Annotated in this window: 17 protein-coding genes; 6 read left to right on the plus strand and 11 right to left on the minus strand. The window is 74.1% G+C overall.

The genetic code is table 11. The annotated features are described in order from the left end of the window. The first annotated feature begins 726 nt into the window (after nt 1–726). A complete protein-coding gene (locus tag DQ237_RS17170) occupies nt 727–1,146 on the plus strand; it encodes a copper chaperone PCu(A)C (RefSeq protein WP_166509663.1) in 420 nt (139 codons plus the stop codon). A 284-nt stretch (nt 1,147–1,430) separates the two neighbouring features. Here the strand turns inward: DQ237_RS17170 and DQ237_RS17175 are convergent, their stop codons facing one another. Further along, nucleotides 1,431–2,312, minus strand: coding sequence for an ABC transporter substrate-binding protein (locus DQ237_RS17175; protein ID WP_113801372.1), 882 nt, complete (start codon nt 2,310–2,312; stop codon nt 1,431–1,433). A gap of 83 nt (nt 2,313–2,395) precedes the next feature. Between DQ237_RS17175 and DQ237_RS17180 the strand changes: the two genes are divergently transcribed. Then, nucleotides 2,396–3,916: an MFS transporter gene (locus DQ237_RS17180; RefSeq protein WP_113801373.1), complete on the plus strand. Its 1,521-nt coding sequence runs from the start codon at nt 2,396–2,398 to the stop codon at nt 3,914–3,916. 65 nt (nt 3,917–3,981) lie between these two features. Here DQ237_RS17180 and DQ237_RS17185 read toward each other — a convergent pair whose 3' ends face one another. Together DQ237_RS17185 and DQ237_RS17190 are read right to left on the minus strand one after the other, a co-directional pair. After that, nucleotides 3,982–4,962 (minus strand): sigma-70 family RNA polymerase sigma factor, encoded by a 981-nt coding sequence (locus DQ237_RS17185; RefSeq protein WP_113801374.1) that lies wholly within the window; start codon nt 4,960–4,962, stop codon nt 3,982–3,984. A 71-nt stretch (nt 4,963–5,033) separates the two neighbouring features. Then, nucleotides 5,034–6,641 carry a hypothetical protein gene (locus tag DQ237_RS17190; RefSeq protein ID WP_113801375.1) on the minus strand — a complete coding sequence of 536 codons (1,608 nt, stop codon included), beginning with the start codon at nt 6,639–6,641 and terminating at the stop codon, nt 5,034–5,036. A 202-nt stretch (nt 6,642–6,843) separates the two neighbouring features. Here DQ237_RS17190 and DQ237_RS17195 point away from each other — a divergent pair, with 202 nt between their 5' ends. Continuing rightward, a complete protein-coding gene (locus DQ237_RS17195; protein WP_113801376.1) occupies nt 6,844–8,088 on the plus strand; it encodes a GNAT family N-acetyltransferase in 1,245 nt (414 codons plus the stop codon). A 4-nt stretch (nt 8,089–8,092) separates the two neighbouring features. Here the strand turns inward: DQ237_RS17195 and DQ237_RS17200 are convergent, their stop codons facing one another. Continuing rightward, nucleotides 8,093–8,584, minus strand: a complete 492-nt coding sequence (locus DQ237_RS17200) for a ribose-5-phosphate isomerase (protein ID WP_113801377.1) — start codon at nt 8,582–8,584, stop codon at nt 8,093–8,095. A gap of 27 nt (nt 8,585–8,611) precedes the next feature. On the opposite strand from DQ237_RS17200, the gene DQ237_RS17205 reads away from it, so the two are divergent. Next, on the plus strand, nt 8,612–9,277 hold the full coding sequence (locus tag DQ237_RS17205) for a DUF429 domain-containing protein (protein WP_113801378.1): 666 nt from the start codon (nt 8,612–8,614) through the stop codon (nt 9,275–9,277). Here the strand turns inward: DQ237_RS17205 and DQ237_RS17210 are convergent. Together DQ237_RS17210 and DQ237_RS17215 are read right to left on the minus strand one after the other, a co-directional pair. After that, nucleotides 9,274–10,035: an SDR family oxidoreductase gene (locus tag DQ237_RS17210; RefSeq protein WP_113801379.1), complete on the minus strand. Its 762-nt coding sequence runs from the start codon at nt 10,033–10,035 to the stop codon at nt 9,274–9,276. The two genes, DQ237_RS17205 and DQ237_RS17210, sit on opposite strands and share 4 nt — an antisense overlap. A 91-nt stretch (nt 10,036–10,126) precedes the next feature. Continuing rightward, nucleotides 10,127–10,792, minus strand: a complete 666-nt coding sequence (locus DQ237_RS17215; RefSeq protein WP_113801380.1) for a DsbA family protein — start codon at nt 10,790–10,792, stop codon at nt 10,127–10,129. Nucleotides 10,793–10,920: 128 nt separating this feature from the next. Here DQ237_RS17215 and pepN point away from each other — a divergent pair, with 128 nt between their 5' ends. Beyond that, nucleotides 10,921–13,482 (plus strand): aminopeptidase N, encoded by a 2,562-nt coding sequence (pepN, locus tag DQ237_RS17220; RefSeq protein ID WP_113801381.1) that lies wholly within the window; start codon nt 10,921–10,923, stop codon nt 13,480–13,482. A gap of 87 nt (nt 13,483–13,569) precedes the next feature. Here the strand turns inward: pepN and DQ237_RS17225 are convergent, their stop codons facing one another. From DQ237_RS17225 to DQ237_RS17245, 5 genes are read right to left on the minus strand one after another with little or no spacing between them, the layout of a single operon-like run. Next, complete coding sequence (locus tag DQ237_RS17225) at nt 13,570–14,028, minus strand: DUF5130 family protein (RefSeq protein WP_113801382.1); 459 nt, start codon at nt 14,026–14,028, stop codon at nt 13,570–13,572. A gap of 54 nt (nt 14,029–14,082) precedes the next feature. Beyond that, nucleotides 14,083–14,433, minus strand: a complete 351-nt coding sequence (locus tag DQ237_RS17230) for a hypothetical protein (protein ID WP_113801383.1) — start codon at nt 14,431–14,433, stop codon at nt 14,083–14,085. Nucleotides 14,434–14,463: 30 nt separating this feature from the next. Beyond that, on the minus strand, nt 14,464–15,897 hold the full coding sequence (locus DQ237_RS17235) for an amidase (protein ID WP_113801384.1): 1,434 nt from the start codon (nt 15,895–15,897) through the stop codon (nt 14,464–14,466). A 24-nt stretch (nt 15,898–15,921) separates the two neighbouring features. Continuing rightward, nucleotides 15,922–16,785 (minus strand): hypothetical protein, encoded by an 864-nt coding sequence (locus DQ237_RS17240; protein ID WP_113801385.1) that lies wholly within the window; start codon nt 16,783–16,785, stop codon nt 15,922–15,924. Continuing rightward, on the minus strand, nt 16,782–17,309 hold the full coding sequence (locus tag DQ237_RS17245; protein ID WP_113801445.1) for an HNH endonuclease: 528 nt from the start codon (nt 17,307–17,309) through the stop codon (nt 16,782–16,784). The genes DQ237_RS17240 and DQ237_RS17245 overlap by 4 nt, the downstream gene beginning before the upstream one ends. 231 nt (nt 17,310–17,540) lie before the next feature. Between DQ237_RS17245 and DQ237_RS17250 the strand changes: the two genes are divergently transcribed. Continuing rightward, nucleotides 17,541–19,610 (plus strand): prolyl oligopeptidase family protein, encoded by a 2,070-nt coding sequence (locus DQ237_RS17250; protein WP_113801386.1) that lies wholly within the window; start codon nt 17,541–17,543, stop codon nt 19,608–19,610. Nucleotides 19,611–19,622: the final 12 nt, after the last annotated feature.

Raw genomic sequence — 19,622 nt, forward strand, 5'->3', positions numbered from 1 at the left:
GGCATTAGCGTGAGCCATAGAGACCTCCGGTCGGGAGTGGGGACGTCAGACATCGCCACTCCTTCCGGAGGTCTCCTTCGTGATCAAGCCACCACGCCGACTGTCAACAACGTCCGTAGTCACGACAACTAGCGCTCCGGCGAGACTCTGTGCCGTCGACATCTCGCCCTCCCTCCTCGTCTGGACGGGACCAGGCGAGCCGCCGTCCCGACCATGGAACGACGAATCGACAGATCTCACACGGCAACGATTAGTCAGCGCCGAACGGCGCGACCGCGTCGCGCCGCCGGCACGTCGTCCGACAGGAGCGGAAGGCCATGGTGTCCCCGCAGCCCGACCCGCCTCCGCCCGCGGTCGCGCACGTCATGATCACCGGACCCAAGACACTGCCCGCGACCGCCACGGTCGCAGACGTGCGCACCGCCTTCGAGGACGACCACGTCGTCATCTGCCAAGAGAACAAGCCGGAAGTGGGATCCCCCATCCCGAGCTTTTCTCGCACGAGCGGCGAATGTTGCAAAACGACAACAGTTGGCGTCCCGGATGGGGCGGCGGGTACCTCCCGCTCATCCCATCCACCAACGGAAGGACCGAAATGCGACGTTGAGGAAGCCACTCGCCCTCATTGCACTCATAACGTCAATGGCCTTGACAGGCTGTAGTCAGGACAACCCGGACGCCGACGAAGGCAAGGAAGTCCCCGGTGGCGCCGTGGGACCGGACCGCATGATCACCGAAGACCTGTCGATCCTGCAGGTGCAGCTCGAGTACCCCCTCGACGGCGTGTACGAGGAGGGCGAGGACGCCAACCTGTTCCTCGGCATCGCCAACACCGGGAACACCGACGACGACCTGCTCGACGTCCGCGGGCCGGATTTCGCCAACGCCCAGCTCCTCGTCGATGGTGAGCCGGGTGCGATTCGCGTTCAACAGAACGACAACGTCTACGTCGGAGCCGAGGGGGCTCCGAGGATCACGCTGATCGACCTCAAGCGCTCGTTGCGCTCGTCGCAGTCCATCCCGGTAATCCTGGTGTTCGAGGACGCCGGTGAGATGATCGTCAACGCTCCAGTAGCGTCCGAGGGCCGGAATCCCAAGCCCACCTACGACTTCCCCAATCCGGCCGAGGACCCGACGCAGAGCTGATGACTCACGCGGTCAAGCTCACGCGGACATCCAACCCTCGGTCGCCGTCCGCACGCGGTCAGGCAGCAACCACTAGCTACGTGAGGCCGGGGAGCCCCCTCTCCACCCCTTTCTCCGGCCGCCTCCAGGCGACGTTGAGGCACACCAAAGGCACGAGGTTTGCCCTCCCCGCGTCTGACCAGCGACGATGACACTCGGAGTCCCAAGCCTTCCAAGCTGGCCATGCCGGTTCGATCCCGGTCACCCGCTCCACGAGCCCACGGTGGCCTGCCCGACCGCCCCGATCAGGCCACCCGGACCGCCAGCGAGGGCGGCTCGACGTCGGGAGCCGGGTGCAGCAGCGCCGCCAGCATCTCGACGCCGTCCACCAGACGGGGACCGGGCCGGACGATGACGGCGTCGCCGTCGACGGCCCAGACCGGTCGGCCCGGAAGTGCCGCCGCGACCGTGGCGGCCTGCGCCACGGCCCCCTCTAGGCCGAATCCGCACGGCGCGACCACGACGACCTCGGGATCGGCGGCGGCGAAGAAGCTCCAGTCGACCGGTACCGAGCGCTGCCCCGGCCGGCAGGCCACGGGTTCCCCGCCGGCAGCGGCCACCTGGTCGGGCACCCAGTGGGCGGCGGGGAAGGGTGGGTCGACCCACTCGACCACGGCCACCCGCGGCCGTGGTCGGTCGGCCACGCGGGCCGCGACCGTCGCGAGCCGTTCGCGGAGCCATCGCACCACGGCGTCCGCCCGCTCCGGCACGCCCATGCGGTCGCCGACCGTCCTGATCGTCGCGAGCACCTCGTCCAGCGTGTACGGGTCCAGCGCGACGACGTCGGCCCGGCAGCCGAGGTGGGTCAGCGCCTGGTCGACCTGACCCGACGGGAGCGCGCAGACGCGGCAGAGGTCCTGGGTGAGGATCACGTCGGGGTCCAGTGCCGCCAGCGCGCCGGCGTGCAGCGTGTAGAGGTCCTCCCCCGCCGCGAGCCGGCTACGGACGGAGGCGTCGATCTCCGCCGGGGTCATCCCCGAGGTGTCGGCGCCGCCGACGACGATCGCCTTGTCGCGGCGGGCGGCAGGGGGCTCGTCGCACTCGAAGGTGACGCCGACCAGCTGGTCGGCCAGCCCCAGCGCGTAGACGATCTCGGTGGCCGACGGCAGCAGTGACACGACGCGCACCAGCCCACCGTAGGCGGGGGCTCACGTTGACCGCCGTCGGCGGCACGGCGATGCTGACGGCAGCCGGCCGAGGAGGTACGGGCATGACGGGACCTCCCGCCGGGCTGCGCATGGGGACGGCTCAGGGGCGCTGGGTCCTGCTGGCCACCGTCCTCGGCTCCGGCATCGCCATGCTGGACGCGACGGTCGTCAACGTCGCCCTGGAGCGGATCGGCGCCGACCTCGACGCGGACTTCTCCGGTCTGCAGTGGACGGTCAACGCCTACACGCTGACACTCGCCGCGCTGATCCTGCTGGGCGGATCGCTGAGCGACCGGTTCGGTCGCCGCCGGGTCTTCGTCGTGGGCGTGTGCTGGTTCGCTGCGGCCTCCGCGCTGTGCGGCCTGGCCCCCGACATCGGCACCCTGGCGGCGGCCCGCGCCCTCCAGGGAGTCGGCGGGGCACTGCTCACCCCCGGCAGCCTGGCGATCATCTCGGCGTCCTTCTCCGGTCCCGACCGGGCCGCGGCGATCGGCGCGTGGTCCGGGCTCTCCGGTGTCGCCGCCGCCGTCGGGCCCTTCGCCGGCGGCTGGTTGGTGGAGTGGAGCTGGCGGGCCGTGTTCCTGGTGAACCTGCCGCTGGCCGCCCTGGTCGTCGCCGTCGCGGCCCGGCACGTCCCGGAGTCCCGGGACCCGGCGGCCCCGCCCCGGCTGGACTGGGCCGGCACGGTGCTCGTCGCCGTCGGGCTCGGCGCGGTCACCCACGCCCTCACCGCCGCCGGCGAGCAGGGCGGCGGACCTGCGGTGTGGCTGAGCGTCGCGGCCGGCGCGCTCGCCCTGACCGCCTTCGCCGCGGTGGAGCGGCGGTCGCGGCACCCGCTGGTCCCGCCCGCGCTGTTCGCCGATCGGCAGTTCACCGCCGCCAACGCCACCACGCTGTTCGTCTACGCCGCCCTGGGCGCGCTGTTCGTGCTGCTGGTGCTGCAGCTCCAGGTGGTCTCGGGGTTCAGCCCCCTGCTGGCCGGCACCGCCCTGCTGCCGGTCACGGCGCTGATGCTCGTCTTCTCGGCCCGGGTCGGGGCGCTGGCCCAGCGGATCGGGCCCCGGCCGCTGCTCACCGCGGGCCCCTGGGTGGCCGCCGGCGGGGTGTTGCTGATGCTGCGGATCGGCCCGGGCGCCGGCTACCTGGGCGACGTGCTGCCCGCCGTCACCCTGTTCGGTGCGGGGCTCACCCTGCTGGTCGCCCCGCTGACCGCGACCGTGCTGGCCTCCGCCGCCGACCGGTACGCCGGAGTGGCCTCGGGCGTGAACAACGCCGTCGCGCGGGCCGCCGGGCTGCTGGCGGTGGCGGTCGTGCCGGTCGCCGCCGGGCTGGGCGGGGAGGACTACACCGATCCGACGGCGTTCGCTGCCGGCTTCCGCACGGCGGTGCTGATCCTCGCGGCGCTGCTCGCCGCGGGCGGCCTCGTGTCGGCCGTCTTCGTGCGGCGCCCCCTGAGCGAGGTGGCGCCGGCCGCGATTGCGCGGGTCCCGCTCGAGCGGTGCGTGCACTGCGGCGTGAGCGGTCCGGCCGTCCACCCGCCGACGCAGGACACCACGGCCGTGAACCGCCACGGTCGGCCGTGACGCCGTCGTTCACCCCGCGGCGCGGGGGCACGAACCCGGTCCGGGCGCGCGATGGGAGCCCCCGGCTACAGCGACGTCGGGAGGCCGAGAGCCGCGAACAGCTCGCAGTCGAGGTTCAGGAAGCTGGAGATGTGGGCGATCCGGCCGCCTTCCATCTCCAGCACGTGCAACCCCCACGGCACGTGGCCACCGCCCTCCGCGGGCCGGTACTGCGCCACCGCCGGCGTGCCGTTCGCCGAGGTGGGGATGAGCTTGGAGTTCTTGCACCCCGCGCCCGGGCCGAGCATCCAGGTGCCGATGTCCTCCCGCCCCTTGAGCCACATCTCGAACGGCGGCATGTGCTGCGTGGCGTCCTCGTGCAGCAGCTGCACGAACGCGTCGATGTCGTAGCGCTCGAAGGCGTCCAGGTACCGCTCCAGCAGTGCCCGGTCGTCGGAGTCCAGCGACCTCGGCGCCGGCCGCCCGTCGAGGTCGGCCATCGTCGCGCGGGCCCGCTGCAGGGCGCTGTTCACCGAGGCCACCGTGGTGTCGAGCAGCTGGGCGACCTCCTCGGCCTTCCAGCGCAGCACCTCGCGGAGGATCAGCACCGCCCGCTGCCGGGGCGGCAGGTGCTGCAGCGCGGCCACGAAGGCCAGCCGCACCGACTCCTTGGCGACCGCCTGCTCGGCCGGGTCGCCGTCCTCGGGGATGACCTGCCGGTCCAGCACCGGCTCCACCCACGCCGACGCGGGCAGCCGCCCGGCCAACGACGCCTCCACCGGCGGGTACGGCGACCCGGAGAGGTCCATCGGCAGGGCCCGCCGCTGCCGGCCGTTGAGCTGGTCGAGGCAGACGTTGGTGGCGATCCGGTAGAGCCACGACCGCAGCGCGGACCGGCCCTCGAAGTCGGCGATCCCCCGCCATGCGCGCACCATCGTCTCCTGCACCGCGTCCTCGGCGTCGAAGATCGAGCCCAGCATCCGGTAGCAGTAGCCGGTCAGCTCGCGGCGGTGCTCGAGCAGCCGCGGATCGAGCTGTTCGGCCGGGCCGAGGGCGACGCTGGTCACGGGAACCACCTCCGGATCGATGAGGCGACCAGCAGACCACAGGCCACCGACGGAACGGGAGGGGTCGGCGGCTACTGGTAGCTGATCAGCTGCGGTGTCGGCGAGACCCGGGCGATGGTCTCGGCCGGCGAGAGCATCGGCTCGTCCTCGTCGATGAAGTTCTTCCACCCCCAGGCGAGCTCCGGCTGGGCCCCGGCCCGCAGCGCCGCCCACGTGCCGAGCTTGGCGCCGGTCGCCCCCTGACCGTCGGCGTGCACCATCACCGCCAGCTCGTCGCGGGTCAGGTCCAGCCGCTCGCGACCGGTCACCATCCGCAGCTGGAACTGGTGCAGCACGAGCAGCTTCTGCGGCAGCGCGTTCTCCTGGGTGAGGTCGGCCAGCCAGGTGACCACCTGGTTCACCTCGTCCACGCCGACCTGCCCGATCTCGCTGAGGTGCTCCCCGTCGGGGCGCAGCCGCCACTCCGGGTCCAGCGCCAGCCCCACGTGCGGGAGCGCCAGCAGCTCCTCGTACCGCTTCGCCTGGGTGAGGAAGTCGGTGCGCCCGGGCTGCAGGTCCAGGACGACGTACACGCCCTCCCGGCCCGCGGCCTCCACCCACGGCCGCAGCTGCTCGACCGGCGCCTCGGACGAGTAGTCCCCGTCCTCGCCGGGAGCCGAGGAGGCCACGGTCGCGATCAGCTCGAACGTCGGCACCACCGTCGTGTCGACGACGTCCTCGTACGGTGCGGCCTGCTCGCGCGCCCGCGTGATCGAACCGGCCAGGTCCTGCTCGCCGAGCAGTCCGAGAGAGGACGTCCCGGGGTGGCCGTAGAGCGCCACCAGCAGGCGGCCGGGGAAGAGCAGCTGACCGCCGCCGGGCAGCTCCTCCCCCGTCGCCGCCGTCCGCACCTTCCAGTCCAGCCCGTCCTCCGTGGCGAAGCCGGCGCCGAGCGCGATGACAGCGGCCTCCGGGTCCTCCGCGAGCGCGCTGACGACGTCGGCCGACGCCCGCGGGTCGGTCCCGCCGGTGACCACCACCCGGGCGCCGGCGGCCCGGGCCGTGGCGATGCCGGCGACCGACTCCCCGGTGGCCAGCACGACGACGTCGTCCACCGGTTCGGAGCGGTCCACGCGAGGCAGCGAGCGCTCCCCCGCCGTGCCGGACGGCGTCTCGCCCTCCGCGCGCAACGCGGTCACTCGATCGCCGACCAGCCCCGCCACCGCCGCGGCGTCCCCGCCGCCCGCGACGTCGTCCGCGCCCGAGAACTCCAGCCCGGCCGCCTTCTCCACCGCGTCGGGGACGGCGGGCACGGCCACGACTGCGGGACCTCCGGAGGGCAGCTCCACCTCTCCCACAGCGAGCACGTCCGTGACGGCGAGCCGCTCCAGCTCCTCGCCGACCACCGGCGACCCGTCGGTGACGAGCAGCGGCACCCCCAGCCCGACGGCGGCCGAGGCGCCCAGCAGGGTCGCGGCGCGGTCGTCCGCCTCCGCCACGACGGCGACGTCGGACCGCTCGAACAGGGCTCGGCTCGCACCCACCGACGCGGCAGGGCCGCTCCCGGGGACGACGGTCAACCGCTCGTCGGGCGTCGACAGCGCGACCGTCGCCGCCCTCGCCTCCGCCTCGTCCTGCGCTCCCGTGCACGCGGCGAGCAGGCCCGTGGCGACCACGAGCGGCAGCGTGCGGGGGCGCACGGGCGGTCTCCGATCCGTCGGGGGCGGGGCGAGCCCCCGACCCTAGCGAGGGAGCGGTCCGCCGGTTGACGCCGCGCGAGACGGAGGTGTGCGGGCTCGGGCCGGCCCCGGACGAGGACCAGCACCCTCGGGTGCTGGCCACCCTGAGCGGCCGAGCGATATCGGTTCGCGGCGCGTCGGCACCGGCAGGTAGACAGACCGCGTGGCCGACGACGTCTCCTCCTCCCTCCGCCCGTTCACCACCGACGAGTGGCCGGCCGTCACCCGGGCGATGAGCTCGGTGTTCGGCCACGCACCCTCGGGTCCGTACCAGGAGACCCCGTCCCCCGTGGCCGAGCTGGACCGCTCGCTCGGCATCGTCGAGGACGGCCGGGTGGTCGCGACCTCGGGGATCTACAGCATGCAGCTGACCGTGCCGGGCGCCGTCGTCCCGATGGCCGGGGTGACCTGGGTGACCGTCTCCCCCACGCACCGCCGGCGCGGCATCCTGACCGCCGTCATGCGGCGGCAGCTGACCGAGCTGCACGAGCAGGAGCGCGAGCCGGTCGCGGCCCTGTGGGCGGCGGAGGCCTCGATCTACGGCCGGTTCGGCTACGGGCCGGCGACCTGGCGCGGTGGCTGGACCGGGCAGCTCGAGCGGCTGCGGCTGCGCGACGACGTCGACACCGGCAGCGGGCGGGTGCGGCTGGTCGAGGAGGACGCGTTCCGTGGTCCGGCCGCGGCCGTGCACGAGTCCGTCCGCCGCTTCGTGCCCGGCAACACCGCCCGCGACGAGCGCTGGTGGACCCGCGCGCTGGTCGACGACCCCGAGCAGCGGCACGGCGCGACCGCGCTGAACTTCGCGCTGCACACCGAGACCGACGGTTCGGTCACCGGATATGCCGTGTACCGGATGAAGGAGGGGTGGAGCGACGCCGGCGAGCCCACCGGGGTGCTCACGGTCACCGACGTGCGGGCCACCACCCCGGCGGCCTACGCGTCGCTCTGGCAGTTCCTGCTCTCGCACGACCTGATGCGGACCATCGAGGTTTCCGACGCCTCGCCCGACGACCCGCTGCGCCACCTGCTGGCCGACTCACGTGCGCTCAACGCCCGCCCCTCCGACGCGCTGTGGGTGCGGTTGGTCGACGTCGGCCGCGCGCTGGCGGCCCGGCGCTACCCGGCGCCGATCGACCTGGTCCTCGAGGTCCGCGACCCGTTCTGCCCCTGGAACGACGGGCGCTGGCGGCTCTCCGGACACCCCGCGGGCGGGTACTGCGGCACGACCGACCGTGACCCCGACCTGGTCCTGGACATCGAGGCGCTGTCGTCGGCCTACCTGGGCGGGGTGTCGCTGGCCACGCTGCAGGCGGCCGGCCGGGTCACCGAGGTGAGCCCCGGCGCTGTGACGCTGGCCAGCACGGCGTTCGGCTGGCCGGTGACCCCGTGGTGCCCCGAGGGCTTCTGAGCGGTCAGGGGTGGTCGGTGCGGGTGGGCAAACCACCGGCCGGGCGGTGCCGGTCGCGCTCGTAGTTGGAGATCAGGCCGATCCGGCGCACGTGCCGCTCGTCCTCGCTGAACGGCGTCCTCAGGAACTCCAGGACCAGGGCTGCGGCCTCGTCGTCGCTGTGCTGGCGGGCACCGATGGAGACGACGTTGGCGTTGTTGTGCTCGCGGGCCAGCTGCGCGGTGGCGGTGTTCCACACCAGCGCGGCACGTACGCCGGGCACCTTGTTGGCGGCCATCTGCTCGCCGTTGCCCGAGCCGCCGATGACGACGCCGAGCGAGCCGGGCTCGGCGACGGTCCGCTCCCCCACCTCGAAGCAGAAGGGCGGGTAGTCGTCCTGCGCGTCGTACTCGAACGCGCCGCAGTCGACCGGCTCGTACCCGGCGTCGGTGAGCACCTGCTTCAGGTGCTCCTTGAACTCCAGGCCCGCGTGGTCGGTACCGATGAAGACGCGCATGCCGGCGAGTCTGTCAGGCTCGCCTCCGTGGCGGTGCTGGGGCTGGACGGCTGGCGGGGCGCCTGGGCCGGCGCCCTGCTGGACGACGGCGAGGTGACCCTGCTGGCGCTCGCCGACGCCGCTGCCGCGCTCGCGCTGCCGGGCATCGAGGCGGTCGCCGTCGACATGCCGATCGGGCTGTCCGAGAACGGCTCACGGACCTGCGACGTGGAAGCTCGGCGACTGCTCGGCCGCGCGGGCAGCTCGGTGTTCCCCGCTCCCCTGCGCCCGGTGCTGGCCGCCGCCGACTACGCCGAGGCGTGCCGGGTCTCGGTCGCGGCGTCGGGCAGGGCGCTGTCGAAGCAGACCTGGTTCCTCGTGCCCTCGATCCGCTCGCTGGACGACGCGCTCGGCGACCCGCCCGACCCGCGGGTGCACGAGGTCCACCCCGAGCTCGCCTTCCGGGCGCTGGACGAGCGCGTCCGCGACCCGAAGGTGACCGCCCGCGGCCTGGCCCAGCGGCTGGCGGCGCTGCGCCCCGTGATGGACGTCGACCGTGCCCTGGCCGAGGCCCCACCGCGGCTGCCCGCCGTCGACGCGCTCGATGCGTGCGCCGCGGCGTGGTCGGCCCGGCGGATCGCCACCGCGACGGCCGAGTGCGTCGGTGACGACATCCGCGACGCGCGCGGCCGCCGGATGCGGATCTCCTTCTAGGAGCCGGTCAGGCGCCGGACCACCGACAGCGGCAGCACCCGGAGCAGCCCGGCCACGGGGCGCCACGGGAACTCGGGGACGTACCCACGCACCGGCTCCCGCTCGATGACCTCGGTGAGCGCCCGCACACCCTTGTCCAACCCCACGGCGAGCGGGCCACGGCGGCCCTCGTTGATGGCCGTCTCGATGTAGCCGGGCAGGATCGCCGAGACGACGATCTGCGAGCCGTGGACGTCGGAGCGCATCCCCTCGGCCAGCGAGTTGAGCGCCGCCTTGCTCGCCCCGTACGCCGTGCGCGAGCCGGGCATACCCCGGACCGAGGCCACCGAGGAGATCAGCACCAGGTGCCCCATCCCCTGGGCGCGGAACAGCTCCATGGCCGCCTCGCACTGCGCGTGCGAGCCGAGCACGTTGGTGACCAGGATGGCGCGGTTGGCCTCGCTCTCCCCGGTGCCGACCGAGGCGCCCCGGCCGATGCCGGCGTTGACGATCACCCGGTCCAGCCCGCCGAGCCGGTCGGCCAGCTCGCGGAAGGCCGCGGCGACCGATCGCGGGTCGTCGACGTCCATCGCGGCGACCTCGACCCGGATCCCCGGGTGCGCGGCGAGCAGTTCCTCGCGCAGGGCCTCCAGCCGGTCGACCCGACGGGCGCAGAGGGCCAGGTCGCGGCCCATGGCGGCGAACCGGCGGGCCATGCCCTCGCCGAGGCCCGCGCTGGCGCCGGAGATGAAGATGCGCTGACGAGTGGGGTGCGGCACGCCCGAAGCATGCCGCACCCCCCGACCGCGCCCCACCGGGGCGTTTCGTGCACTTTCTGCCCGGGCGGTTCGTGCACTATCTGCCCGCTGGTCAGCGGGAGCGGGTGAGCTCCAGGGCGTCGGCGGGCACCGAGCTCATGTCGGGGCCGGACGTGCGGGTGCGCTTGAGCTCCCAGAAATCCGGCAGGTTGGCCAGCAGGACGGCGCCGTCGAAGGCCTTGCCGGCGTCCTCGCCCGTGGGCACCTTGCTGATGACCGGACCGAAGAACGCGACGCCGTCGATGTGCATGACCGGGGTGCCGACGTCGTCACCGACGGGGTCCATGCCCGCGTGGTGGCTCTTCTCCAGCGCCTCGTCGTACTCCGTGGACTCCGCGGCCTCGGCCAGCGACGCCGGGAGGCCCACGCGCTCCAGCGCCGGCGCGATCAGCTCGTCGAGCTCCCGCTCCTCGTGGTGCCGCAGCGTGCCCATGGCGGTGTAGAGGTCGCCGAGCACCTCGTCGCCGTGCTGCTGGGCGGCGGCGATGGCGACCCGCACCGGGCCGATCGCCTTCTTCATCATCTCCTGGTACTCCTCCGGCAGGTCGCGCCCCCGGTTGAGCACCGCCAGCGACATGACGTGCCAGTGCAGGTCGATGTCGCGCACCTTGGCCGCCTCGAGCACCCAGCGGCTGGTCAGCCAGGCCCACGGGCACAGCGGGTCGAACCAGAAGTCGACGCGGGCCTTCACCGGCGCGCTCTGCACTGCCTCGGTCATCCGTACTCCTCGTTCCGTGGCCGGGCAGTGGAGCGCCCGGCGCCGTCTGGTGGCTGGCAAGTCAGGCCGCGCGGTGGTTGTTCCCGTGCGCCGGGCGGGGCGCAGTGCCCGCATGAAAAGCTGCCGGAGTGGCCGTACCCAACCTGACCCGCACCGATGCCGCCGCCCGCGCGGAGCTGCTCGCCGTCCAGAGCTACGACATCTCCCTCGACGTGACCGACGGCGCCGGGCGCCCGGGTGAGCACACCTTCCGGTCCACGACGACGGTGGAGTTCACCAGCCGCACGGCCGGGGCGGACACCTTCATCGACCTCGTCGCCGAGAACGTGCTGTCGGCGACGCTCAACGGCACCGAGCTCGACGTCAGCACCTACACCGAGGACGGCGGCCTGCCGCTGCCCGGGCTGGCGGAGAAGAACACGCTCGTGGTGACGGCGGACTGCCGCTACTCCAACAGCGGCGAGGGCCTGCACCGCTTCCTCGACCCGGTCGACGGCCAGGTGTACCTCTACACCCAGTTCGAGCCGGCCGACGCCAAGCGCATGTTCACCTGCTTCGACCAGCCGGACCTCAAGGCGACGTTCACCCTGCACGTCACCGCGCCGTTCGACTGGCAGGTCATCTCGAACTCCGGGGACCGCACCATCGAGGCCGGCGACGGCGGATCGCAGCTGGCGCACTTCGCGCCCACGAAGCGCATCTCCACCTACCTGGTGGCGTTGATCGCCGGCCCGTACGCGCGGGTCACCGACCTGCACGAGGGCATCCCGCTGGGCATCTACTGCCGCGCCTCGCTGGCGGAGTTCCTCGACCCGGAGGAGATCTTCCGGGTCACCAAGCAGGGCTTCGACTTCTACCACCGGGTGTTCGACTACCCGTACCCGTTCGACAAGTACGACCAGCTCTTCGTCCCCGAGTTCAACGCCGGGGCCATGGAGAACGCCGGCGCGGTGACCTTCCTGGAGGACTACGTCTTCCGCTCCAAGGTGAGCCGGGCCCGCTACGAGCGCCGCGCCGAGACGATCCTGCACGAGCTGGGCCACATGTGGTTCGGCGACCTGGTGACCATGCGCTGGTGGGACGACCTGTGGCTCAACGAGTCCTTCGCCACCTACATCAGCACCCTGTGCCAGGCCGAGGCGACCGAGTACACGACCGCCTGGACCACCTTCGCCAACACGGAGAAGGCGTGGGCGCAGGCGCAGGACCAGCTGCCCTCGACCCACCCGATCGCCGCCGACATCCCCGACGTCGCCGCCGTCGAGGTCAACTTCGACGGCATCACCTACGCCAAGGGCGCCTCGGTGCTCAAGCAGCTGGTCGCCTACGTGGGCCGCGACGAGTTCCTCGCCGGGGTGCGCCGCTACTTCCGCAAGCACGAGTACGGCAACACCACGCTGGCCGACCTGCTCGGCCCGTTGTCGGAGAGCTCGGGCCGTGACCTGTCGGAGTGGGCCGACCAGTGGCTGCGCACCAGCCAGGTGAACACGCTGCGCCCGGTCTCCGAGCTGACGGACGACGGCCGCTACGCGAGCTTCGCGATCGAGCAGACCGCCGTCGCCGAGCACCCGGTGCTGCGCAACCACCGGCTGGCCGTGGGCCTCTACAGCGAGGGCCCCGACGGTCTGACCCGCACGCACCGGGTGGAGCTGGACGTCGCCGGAGCCCGCACCGAGGTCGCCGAGCTCGTCGGCCACCCGGCGGCCGACCTCGTCCTGGTCAACGACGACGACCTGACCTACGCCAAGCTGCGCCTCGACGAGCGCTCGCTGGCCACCCTGCGCACCCGCATCGGGGCCATCCCCGACCCGCTGGCCCGCGCGCTGTGCTGGTCGGCCGCCTGGGACATGACCCGGGACGCCGAGCTGCCGGCCCGCGAGTGGGTGCAGCTGGTGCTGGCGGGGATCGGCGCGGAGACCGAGAGCAGCGTCATCCAGTCGCTGCTGGCCCGGGTCCAGACGGCGCTGTCCTCCTTCGCCGACCCGACGTGGGCGCCGACCGGCTGGGCCCAGCTCGCCGACCACGCGCTGGCGGCCCTGGAGGCCGCGCCGGCCGGGAGCGACCAGCAGCTGCTGTGGTCGCGAACCCTGGCCACGGCGGCCCGCAGCGACGAGCACGCCGCGGCGCTGCGGGGCCTGCTCGACGGGTCGCGCAGCTACGAGGGGCTGACCGTCGACGCCGACGCGCGCTGGGCGTTCCTGCACGGGCTGGTCGCCATCGGCGCGGCGGGCGACGCCGAGATCGACGCCGAGGCCGAGCGGGACGCCACAGCCACGGGCATCCGGCGGGCCGCCACCGCCCGGGCGCTGCGGCCGCCCGCGGAGTCCAAGGAGGAGACCTGGCAGCGGGCCTTCACCGACGAGACGATCCCGAACGCCGTCCACGAGGCGATGCTCCAGGGCTTCTGGCACCACGCCCAGCGGGAGCTCACCGCGGGGTACGTCGACCGCTACTTCGCCGACATCCGGCCGCTGTGGGACCGGCGCCCGGGCGAGATCGCGAAGAACGCCGTCCAGTACCTGTTCCCGCCCGTCGTGGAGCCGCGCACGATCGTGGCCGCGGACGCCTGGCTCTCCGACGCCGAGCAGCCGCCGGCGCTGCGCCGGCTGGTGTTCGAGGGTCGCGACGGCATCGCCCGGGCGCTGCGCGCCCGCGAGCGGGACGCCGACGCCGGGCACGCCACGGCGTAGCACGCACGAACGACGAAGGCGCCGCACCCGAGGGGTGCGGCGCCTTCGTCGTTCCCGGCCCCGCTGGACGACCAGCGGGGTCGTTCGTCAGTGGCGCAGGGACGCCGGGTGACCGGCCTGGTCGGAGAGCTGGCGCAGGCCGTTGACCACACCGCCGACCAGGTCGCCGTTGGCGAAGGAGCTGGTCATGGACAGCACCGCGAGAGCGCAGGCACGGTCGGGCAGCCGGCGGCCGGCACCGGCCCCGGTGACGACCTCGACCACGCGCTGACCGGGCGAGACCGCGATCAGCACCGAGTCGGACGGGTGGACGCCGGAGCGGGCGTGCAGCTCCTCGGCGGCGGTCCGGGTGGGGGTCCGCAGCTCACCCACGTACAGGGTGAAGCGCAGGCCCGTCTCGCGCGAGGACATGGTCAGCGCCTCGTCGAGGCGGGCCAGCTCCTTGTAGCTGAACACCTCGTCGAGCCGGCTGCCCTCGTCGGTGCGAGCGGCGCCGGTCGTGGCCGTGGCGGTGTCGTGCGAGTCAACTTCGAGGGCGCGGGTCATCGCCGGTCTCCGGGGGTGTTCGTCAGGACGTCGGAAGGGGTCACCGGGGCACCGTCACCAGGTGCCGCGGGCGCCGCCGAGCGGGCCGGCGGGCTGGGCGGCGTGCGCGGTGCTGGCGCCCCCGCCGTGCGACTGGCCGCCGCTCACGGCGTGGGTGGCCGCGGCGTCGCCGCCGTGCCGCTCGCCGTAGACCGAGGAGCCGATCGCCTGGGTCTCGCCGCCGTGGCCGGCGGCCGGGGCGTGCGCGGGGTGCGGCTCGAACCAGATCGGCGCGTGGTCCCAGGCCTGGCCCGGCTTGTAGCGCGGCCGCCGGTTGGCGCCGGGCTTCAGGGTCAGCAGCGCGAGGACGACGACGATGGCCAGCGGGATGCCCGCGAACACGAGGATGGCTTCGGCGGTGTTCACGCCCGACAACTTACCGGTGGCGCGCCCTGTTCACCGGCTCGCCGCCCAGACGGCGGGGCGTCGCGCCGCCCACGGGCGCGCGGCCTCCAGCTGCGCCGACAGCGCGATCAGCGTGGCCTCGTCCGCGGGGCGCCCGACGAGCATGGTCCCGACCGGCAGGTCGTCGTCGGTCCAGTGCAGCGGAACGCTGACCGCCGGCTGCCCGGTGACGTTGAACAGAGCGGTGAACGCGGCGTACCGCTTCTGCCGCTCGAAGTCGGGGCCGCCCTCGCCGTCCTCCGTGAACCAGCCGACCGGGCGAGGGGTCATCGTGAGCACGGGCGCCAGCAGCACGTCGAAACCCGCGGTCGCCCGGATGAAGTTCCGGGAGAAGACCCGGAGGGCGAACATGGCCTCCATCGCGTCGCGGGCCGAGAGCGCCAGGCCCCGGTCCCGCATCCAGCGGGTCAGCGGCTGGAGCAGGTCGACCCGGTCGGCGGGCACGGGCAGGGTGGTCGCGCTCAGCGCCCAGACCCGCTCGAACGAGGGCAGCACCGCGGGGTCGAGCAGCCCGTGCGGCACGTCCTCCACGTCGTGCCCGAGGCTCTCGAGCAACCGGCCCGCGTCGTCGAACGCGGCGGCGACCTCCGGTTCGAGCTCCGTGCCCGGCATGGCCGACTCGGTGTAGCGCCCGATCCGCAGCCGGCCGGGCTCGCGGTCGGCGTGGCCGAGGAAGGTCTCCCCCGGCGGGAGCGGCGGCGCCCAGAACGGGTCGCCGATCTCCGGGCCGGCCATCGCGTCGAGCATCGCGGCGGCGTCGCGCACGGTCCGCGCGAGGGGTCCGGCGGTGCCCAGGCCGGTGACCTCGCTGCCGTAGGGGGCGTTGCTGATCCGCCCGCGCGTGGGCTTGATCCCGAAGAGCCCGTTGATGCTGGCCGGGATGCGCACCGAGCCGCCGCCGTCGCTGCCCTGCGCGAACGGGACGAACCCGGCGGCGACGGCCACGCCGGCACCCCCGCTCGAGCCACCGGCCAGCCGCGAGGGGTCCCAGGGGCACCGGGCCGGTCCCACCAGCTGGTTGTCGGTGTAGCAGGGGAAGCCGAACTCCGGGGTGTTCGTCTTGCCCACGCTGATGGTCCCGGCGGCCGCCAGCCGGGTGACGACGGCGTCGTCCACCTGCGGCACGAAGTCGGCCAGCGCCGCCGAGCCGAACGTCGTCCGGACCCCGGCGGTGTTGTTCAGGTCCTTGATCGCGGTCGGGACGCCGAGCAGCGGCGGGAGGTCGCCGCCCGACCGAACCCGCGCCTCGGCCTGGGCCGCCTGGGCGCGCGCCCGCTCCGGGGTGACCGTGATGAACGCTCCGAGGCCGGCGTCGTGCGCGTCGATGCGCGCCAACGCGTGCTCCACCAGCTCGGTCGGGCTGACCTCCTTCGCAGCAACGGCGGCGGCCTGCTCCAGCGCGGTCAGATCGTGCAGCTGTGACATGCCGCGGACGCTAGCGGTCCCCGGTCATTCCGGGTCGGGAACGCCGATCGGGTTGCCCGACGGCCACTCCCCCGCCGCCACGACGGCTCGGCGGACCGGTCCCAGCAGCTCGGCCAGCCGGTCGCACCCGGCCATCCCCAGCGCCTCCCACGGACGCAGGGCGAGGCGGTCGGTGTCGGCCTCGATCGCGGCCACCGTCGCCCGTCCCTCGGGGGTCAGCCCTCCCTGGTCCAGCCATCCGCGGCCCGCGAGGCGAGCGGATGCGTCGTCCCAGGCCGCGTCGTCCCAGCCGCGGGCGCGCAGCAGCCACTCGCGGTCCGAGCGGCCGGCCGCGGCGGCGAGCACGTGGGCGGCGATCCCGTCGACCTCGTGCTGCACGAGGACGACGTTGTGGCCGTCGCCACGGTGCTCCCGCAGGACGGTGAGGGACTGCCACAGCCGTAGGTGCGGCTCGTCCGGGACGGACACCGCGGTGTTGGCCGCGGCGAGGGGACGACCGGGCAGGTCGACGGCAGCCGCCGCCATGGCGGCCAGGTCGGCCGCCTCGGCGGCTTCCGGCGAGGACGGCCAGTCGTCGCCGAGCACCCGCCGCACCGCCGCGTCGACTCCGGAGACCCGGGCCTCCAGCGCCGCGGCCGGAGGGACGACCGTCCACACGCCGGGAACCCGGCGGGCCACGAACGCGGGCGCGAAGTTGTAGAAGACCGCCGTCACCACCTCGGTGCCGACCGCGCCCATCGGCGCGGCGCGCATCGCGAAGTAGGCGTTCCAGAAGCCGCGCAGGCCCACCTGCTCACCGGCGTCGACGACCTCCCGGGCGAAGTACGTGAGCGCGTGGATGGGCTCCCCCAGGGCCCACAGCCGGCGCGCGTCAGCTGCTGCCGTCACGCGCTCACGCTCTCGGGCATGCCCAGCCACTCCCGCCAGCGCGGGTCGACGGTCCGGGCGCCGAGCAGCCGCCAGGCGGCGCCGGTGGGGGTGCGCGGCGGGTGCGGCAGCTTCCAGCCGAGCTCGGCCAGCGACCGGTCGGCCTTGGTGTGGTTGCACCGGCGGCAGGCGGCCACCACGTTGTCCCAGGTGTGGGTGCCCCCGCGGCTGCGCGGGACCACGTGGTCGATGCTGGTGGCCGAGCCCCCGCAGTAGACGCAGGTCTGGTCGTCGCGGGTGAACACCGCCCGCCGGGAGAGGGGCACCGCCGCCGGGTAGGGCACCCGGACGTACCGGGTCAGCCGCGCGACGACGGGGACCGGCAGGCTGACGGTCTCGGCGTGCACGACGTCGGGTGCGACGTCGACCGACTCGGCCTTGGCCGCCAGGACCAGCACGATCGCCCGCCGGCTGGACACCACGCACAGCGGCTCGTACGTGGCGTTGAGCAGCAGCGTGGCCGCGGTCGTGGCCGGGGAGGGCAGGGGGACGAGCGGCGGGACGGGGTCGCGACGCGGGCCTGGGTGACCCGCCGTCGACGACCCGGGCGCGGAACGCGGCACGGATCACCTCCGGACGCCCCGGACCGCCGGGTGCTGCGCGACCCGCGGGCAGGCCCATTCTGACCCGCGGGAGGCCCGTCGGCGCAGTGGAATTTCGCGGCGGCCCCGAGCGGCCCCGGCGGGGTGTCCCCACCCGCGACTAGCGTGCCGGGAATGCGCTACCCGGAGGCCCCGCGCCTGGACCTCGTCGACGACCTCCACGGCCACCGGGTGGCCGACCCCTACCGCTGGCTGGAGGACCCGGCGGACCCGCGCACCGTGGAGTGGTCGGCGGCGCAGGACGCGCTCGCCGCCGAGGTGCTCTCCGGCCTGCCGCTGCGGGCCCGCTTCGCCGAGCGGCTGGAGCAGCTGGTGCACGCCGGCGCCGTCGGGGTACCGGTGTGGCGCGGCGGGCGGGCATTCTCCACGCGCCGCGACCCGGGTCAGGAGCACGCCGTCCTCCGGGTGCGCGAGCCCGACGGCACCGTGCGCGTGCTGGTCGACCCGATGCGGCTCGACCCGGCGGGGACGACGACGCTCGACGCGTGGTCGCCGTCGTGGGAGGGCGACCGGCTGGCCTACCAGGTGAGCACCGGCGGCGACGAGGAGTCGACGCTCTACGTCCTCGACGTCGCGACCGGCGAGCTCCTCGACGGCCCGGTCGACCGGTGCCGCTACTCCCCTGTCGGCTGGCTGCCCGGCGGGGACGAGCTGTTCTACGTCCGCCGGCTGGCACCGGACCAGGTGCCGGCCGGGGAGGAGCAGTTCCACCGCCGCGTCTGGCGCCACCGGGTGGGCGGTGACCCGGCCGAGGACGTGCTGGTCCACGGGGAGGGGCTGGACCCGAGCAACTACTACGGCGTGCGCACCAGCGCCGACGGCCGCTGGCTGGTCGTCTCCGCGTCGGCCGGCACCGCCCCGCGGGACGACGTGTGGCTCGCCGACCTCGCCGGCGACGGCGCGCTCCGCGAGCTGCAGGTGGGGGCGGATGCGCAGACCGCCGCCTGGGTGGCCCGCGACGGGCGGCTCTGGCTGATGAGCGACCGGGACGCACCGCGCTGGCGGCTGGCGGTCGCCGAGCCCACCGACCCGTCGACGTGGGCGCCCGAGGCGTGGACCGACGTGATCCCGCAGCAGGACGACGCGGTCCTCTCCGACATCGCGCTCGTCGACGGTCCGGACGGCGCCCTGCAGGTGCTGGCCGTGCACGCCGTCGACGCCACCGACCGGCTGTCGGTCTGGGCGGCCGACGGCACGGGGCGGCTGGCCGAGGTCCCGGCCCCCGGCGCGGGCAGCATCTCCGGCGTCAGCGCCCCGCACACCGGCGGTACGAGCGCCTGGGTGGGGTACACCGACTACGCGACCCCGCCCTCGGTGCTGCGCTGGGACTCCACCGACCCCGGGGCGCTGGAGGAGGAGGAGAAGGCACCGGTCGCCGGCGAGGTGCCGGAGCTGACCGTCGTGGAGACCCACGCGACGTCGGAGGACGGCACCCCGGTGCACCTGTTCGTGCTGTCCAGCGCGGGCGCCCCGGACCGCCCGCGGCCGACGGTGCTCTACGGCTACGGCGGGTTCAACGTCTCCCTCACGCCGGCCTACTCGGCACAGGCCCTCTCCTGGGTGGCCGCGGGTGGCGTGTGGGTGGTGGCCAACCTGCGAGGTGGCTCCGAGCACGGCGAGGAGTGGCACCGGGCCGGCATGCGCGAGCGCAAGCAGAACGTGTTCGACGACTTCGCCGCCGCCGGCGAGCACCTGGTGGCGCAGGGCTGGACGACGCACGGCCAGCTGGCCGTCATGGGCGGGTCCAACGGCGGGCTGCTGGTCGGCGCCACCCTCACCCAGCGGCCGGACCTCGCCGCCGCCGTCGTCTGCAGCGCGCCGCTGCTCGACATGGTCCGGTACGAGCTGTTCGGGCTGGGGCGGACCTGGAACGACGAGTACGGCACCGCGGAGGACCCGGTCGAGCTCGGCTGGCTCCTGGGGTACTCGCCCTACCACGCGGTGCGCGAGGGCACGGCGTACCCGGCGACGCTGTTGACGACGTTCGACTCCGACACCCGGGTCGACCCCCTGCACGGCCGCAAGCTCGCCGCCGCCCTCCAGCACGCGACCAGCGGCGAGGGTCCGGTCGTGCTGCGCAGCGAGAAGTCCGTGGGTCACGGTGCGCGGGCGGTCAGCCGCACCGTGGGGCTGGCCGCCGACCAGCTGGCGTTCCTCGCGGCGCACACCGGTCTCACGTCGTGAGATTGCGGAACG

This window comes from Blastococcus sp. TF02-8, assembly GCF_003319175.1.
Taxonomy (GTDB): domain Bacteria; phylum Actinomycetota; class Actinomycetes; order Mycobacteriales; family Geodermatophilaceae; genus Blastococcus.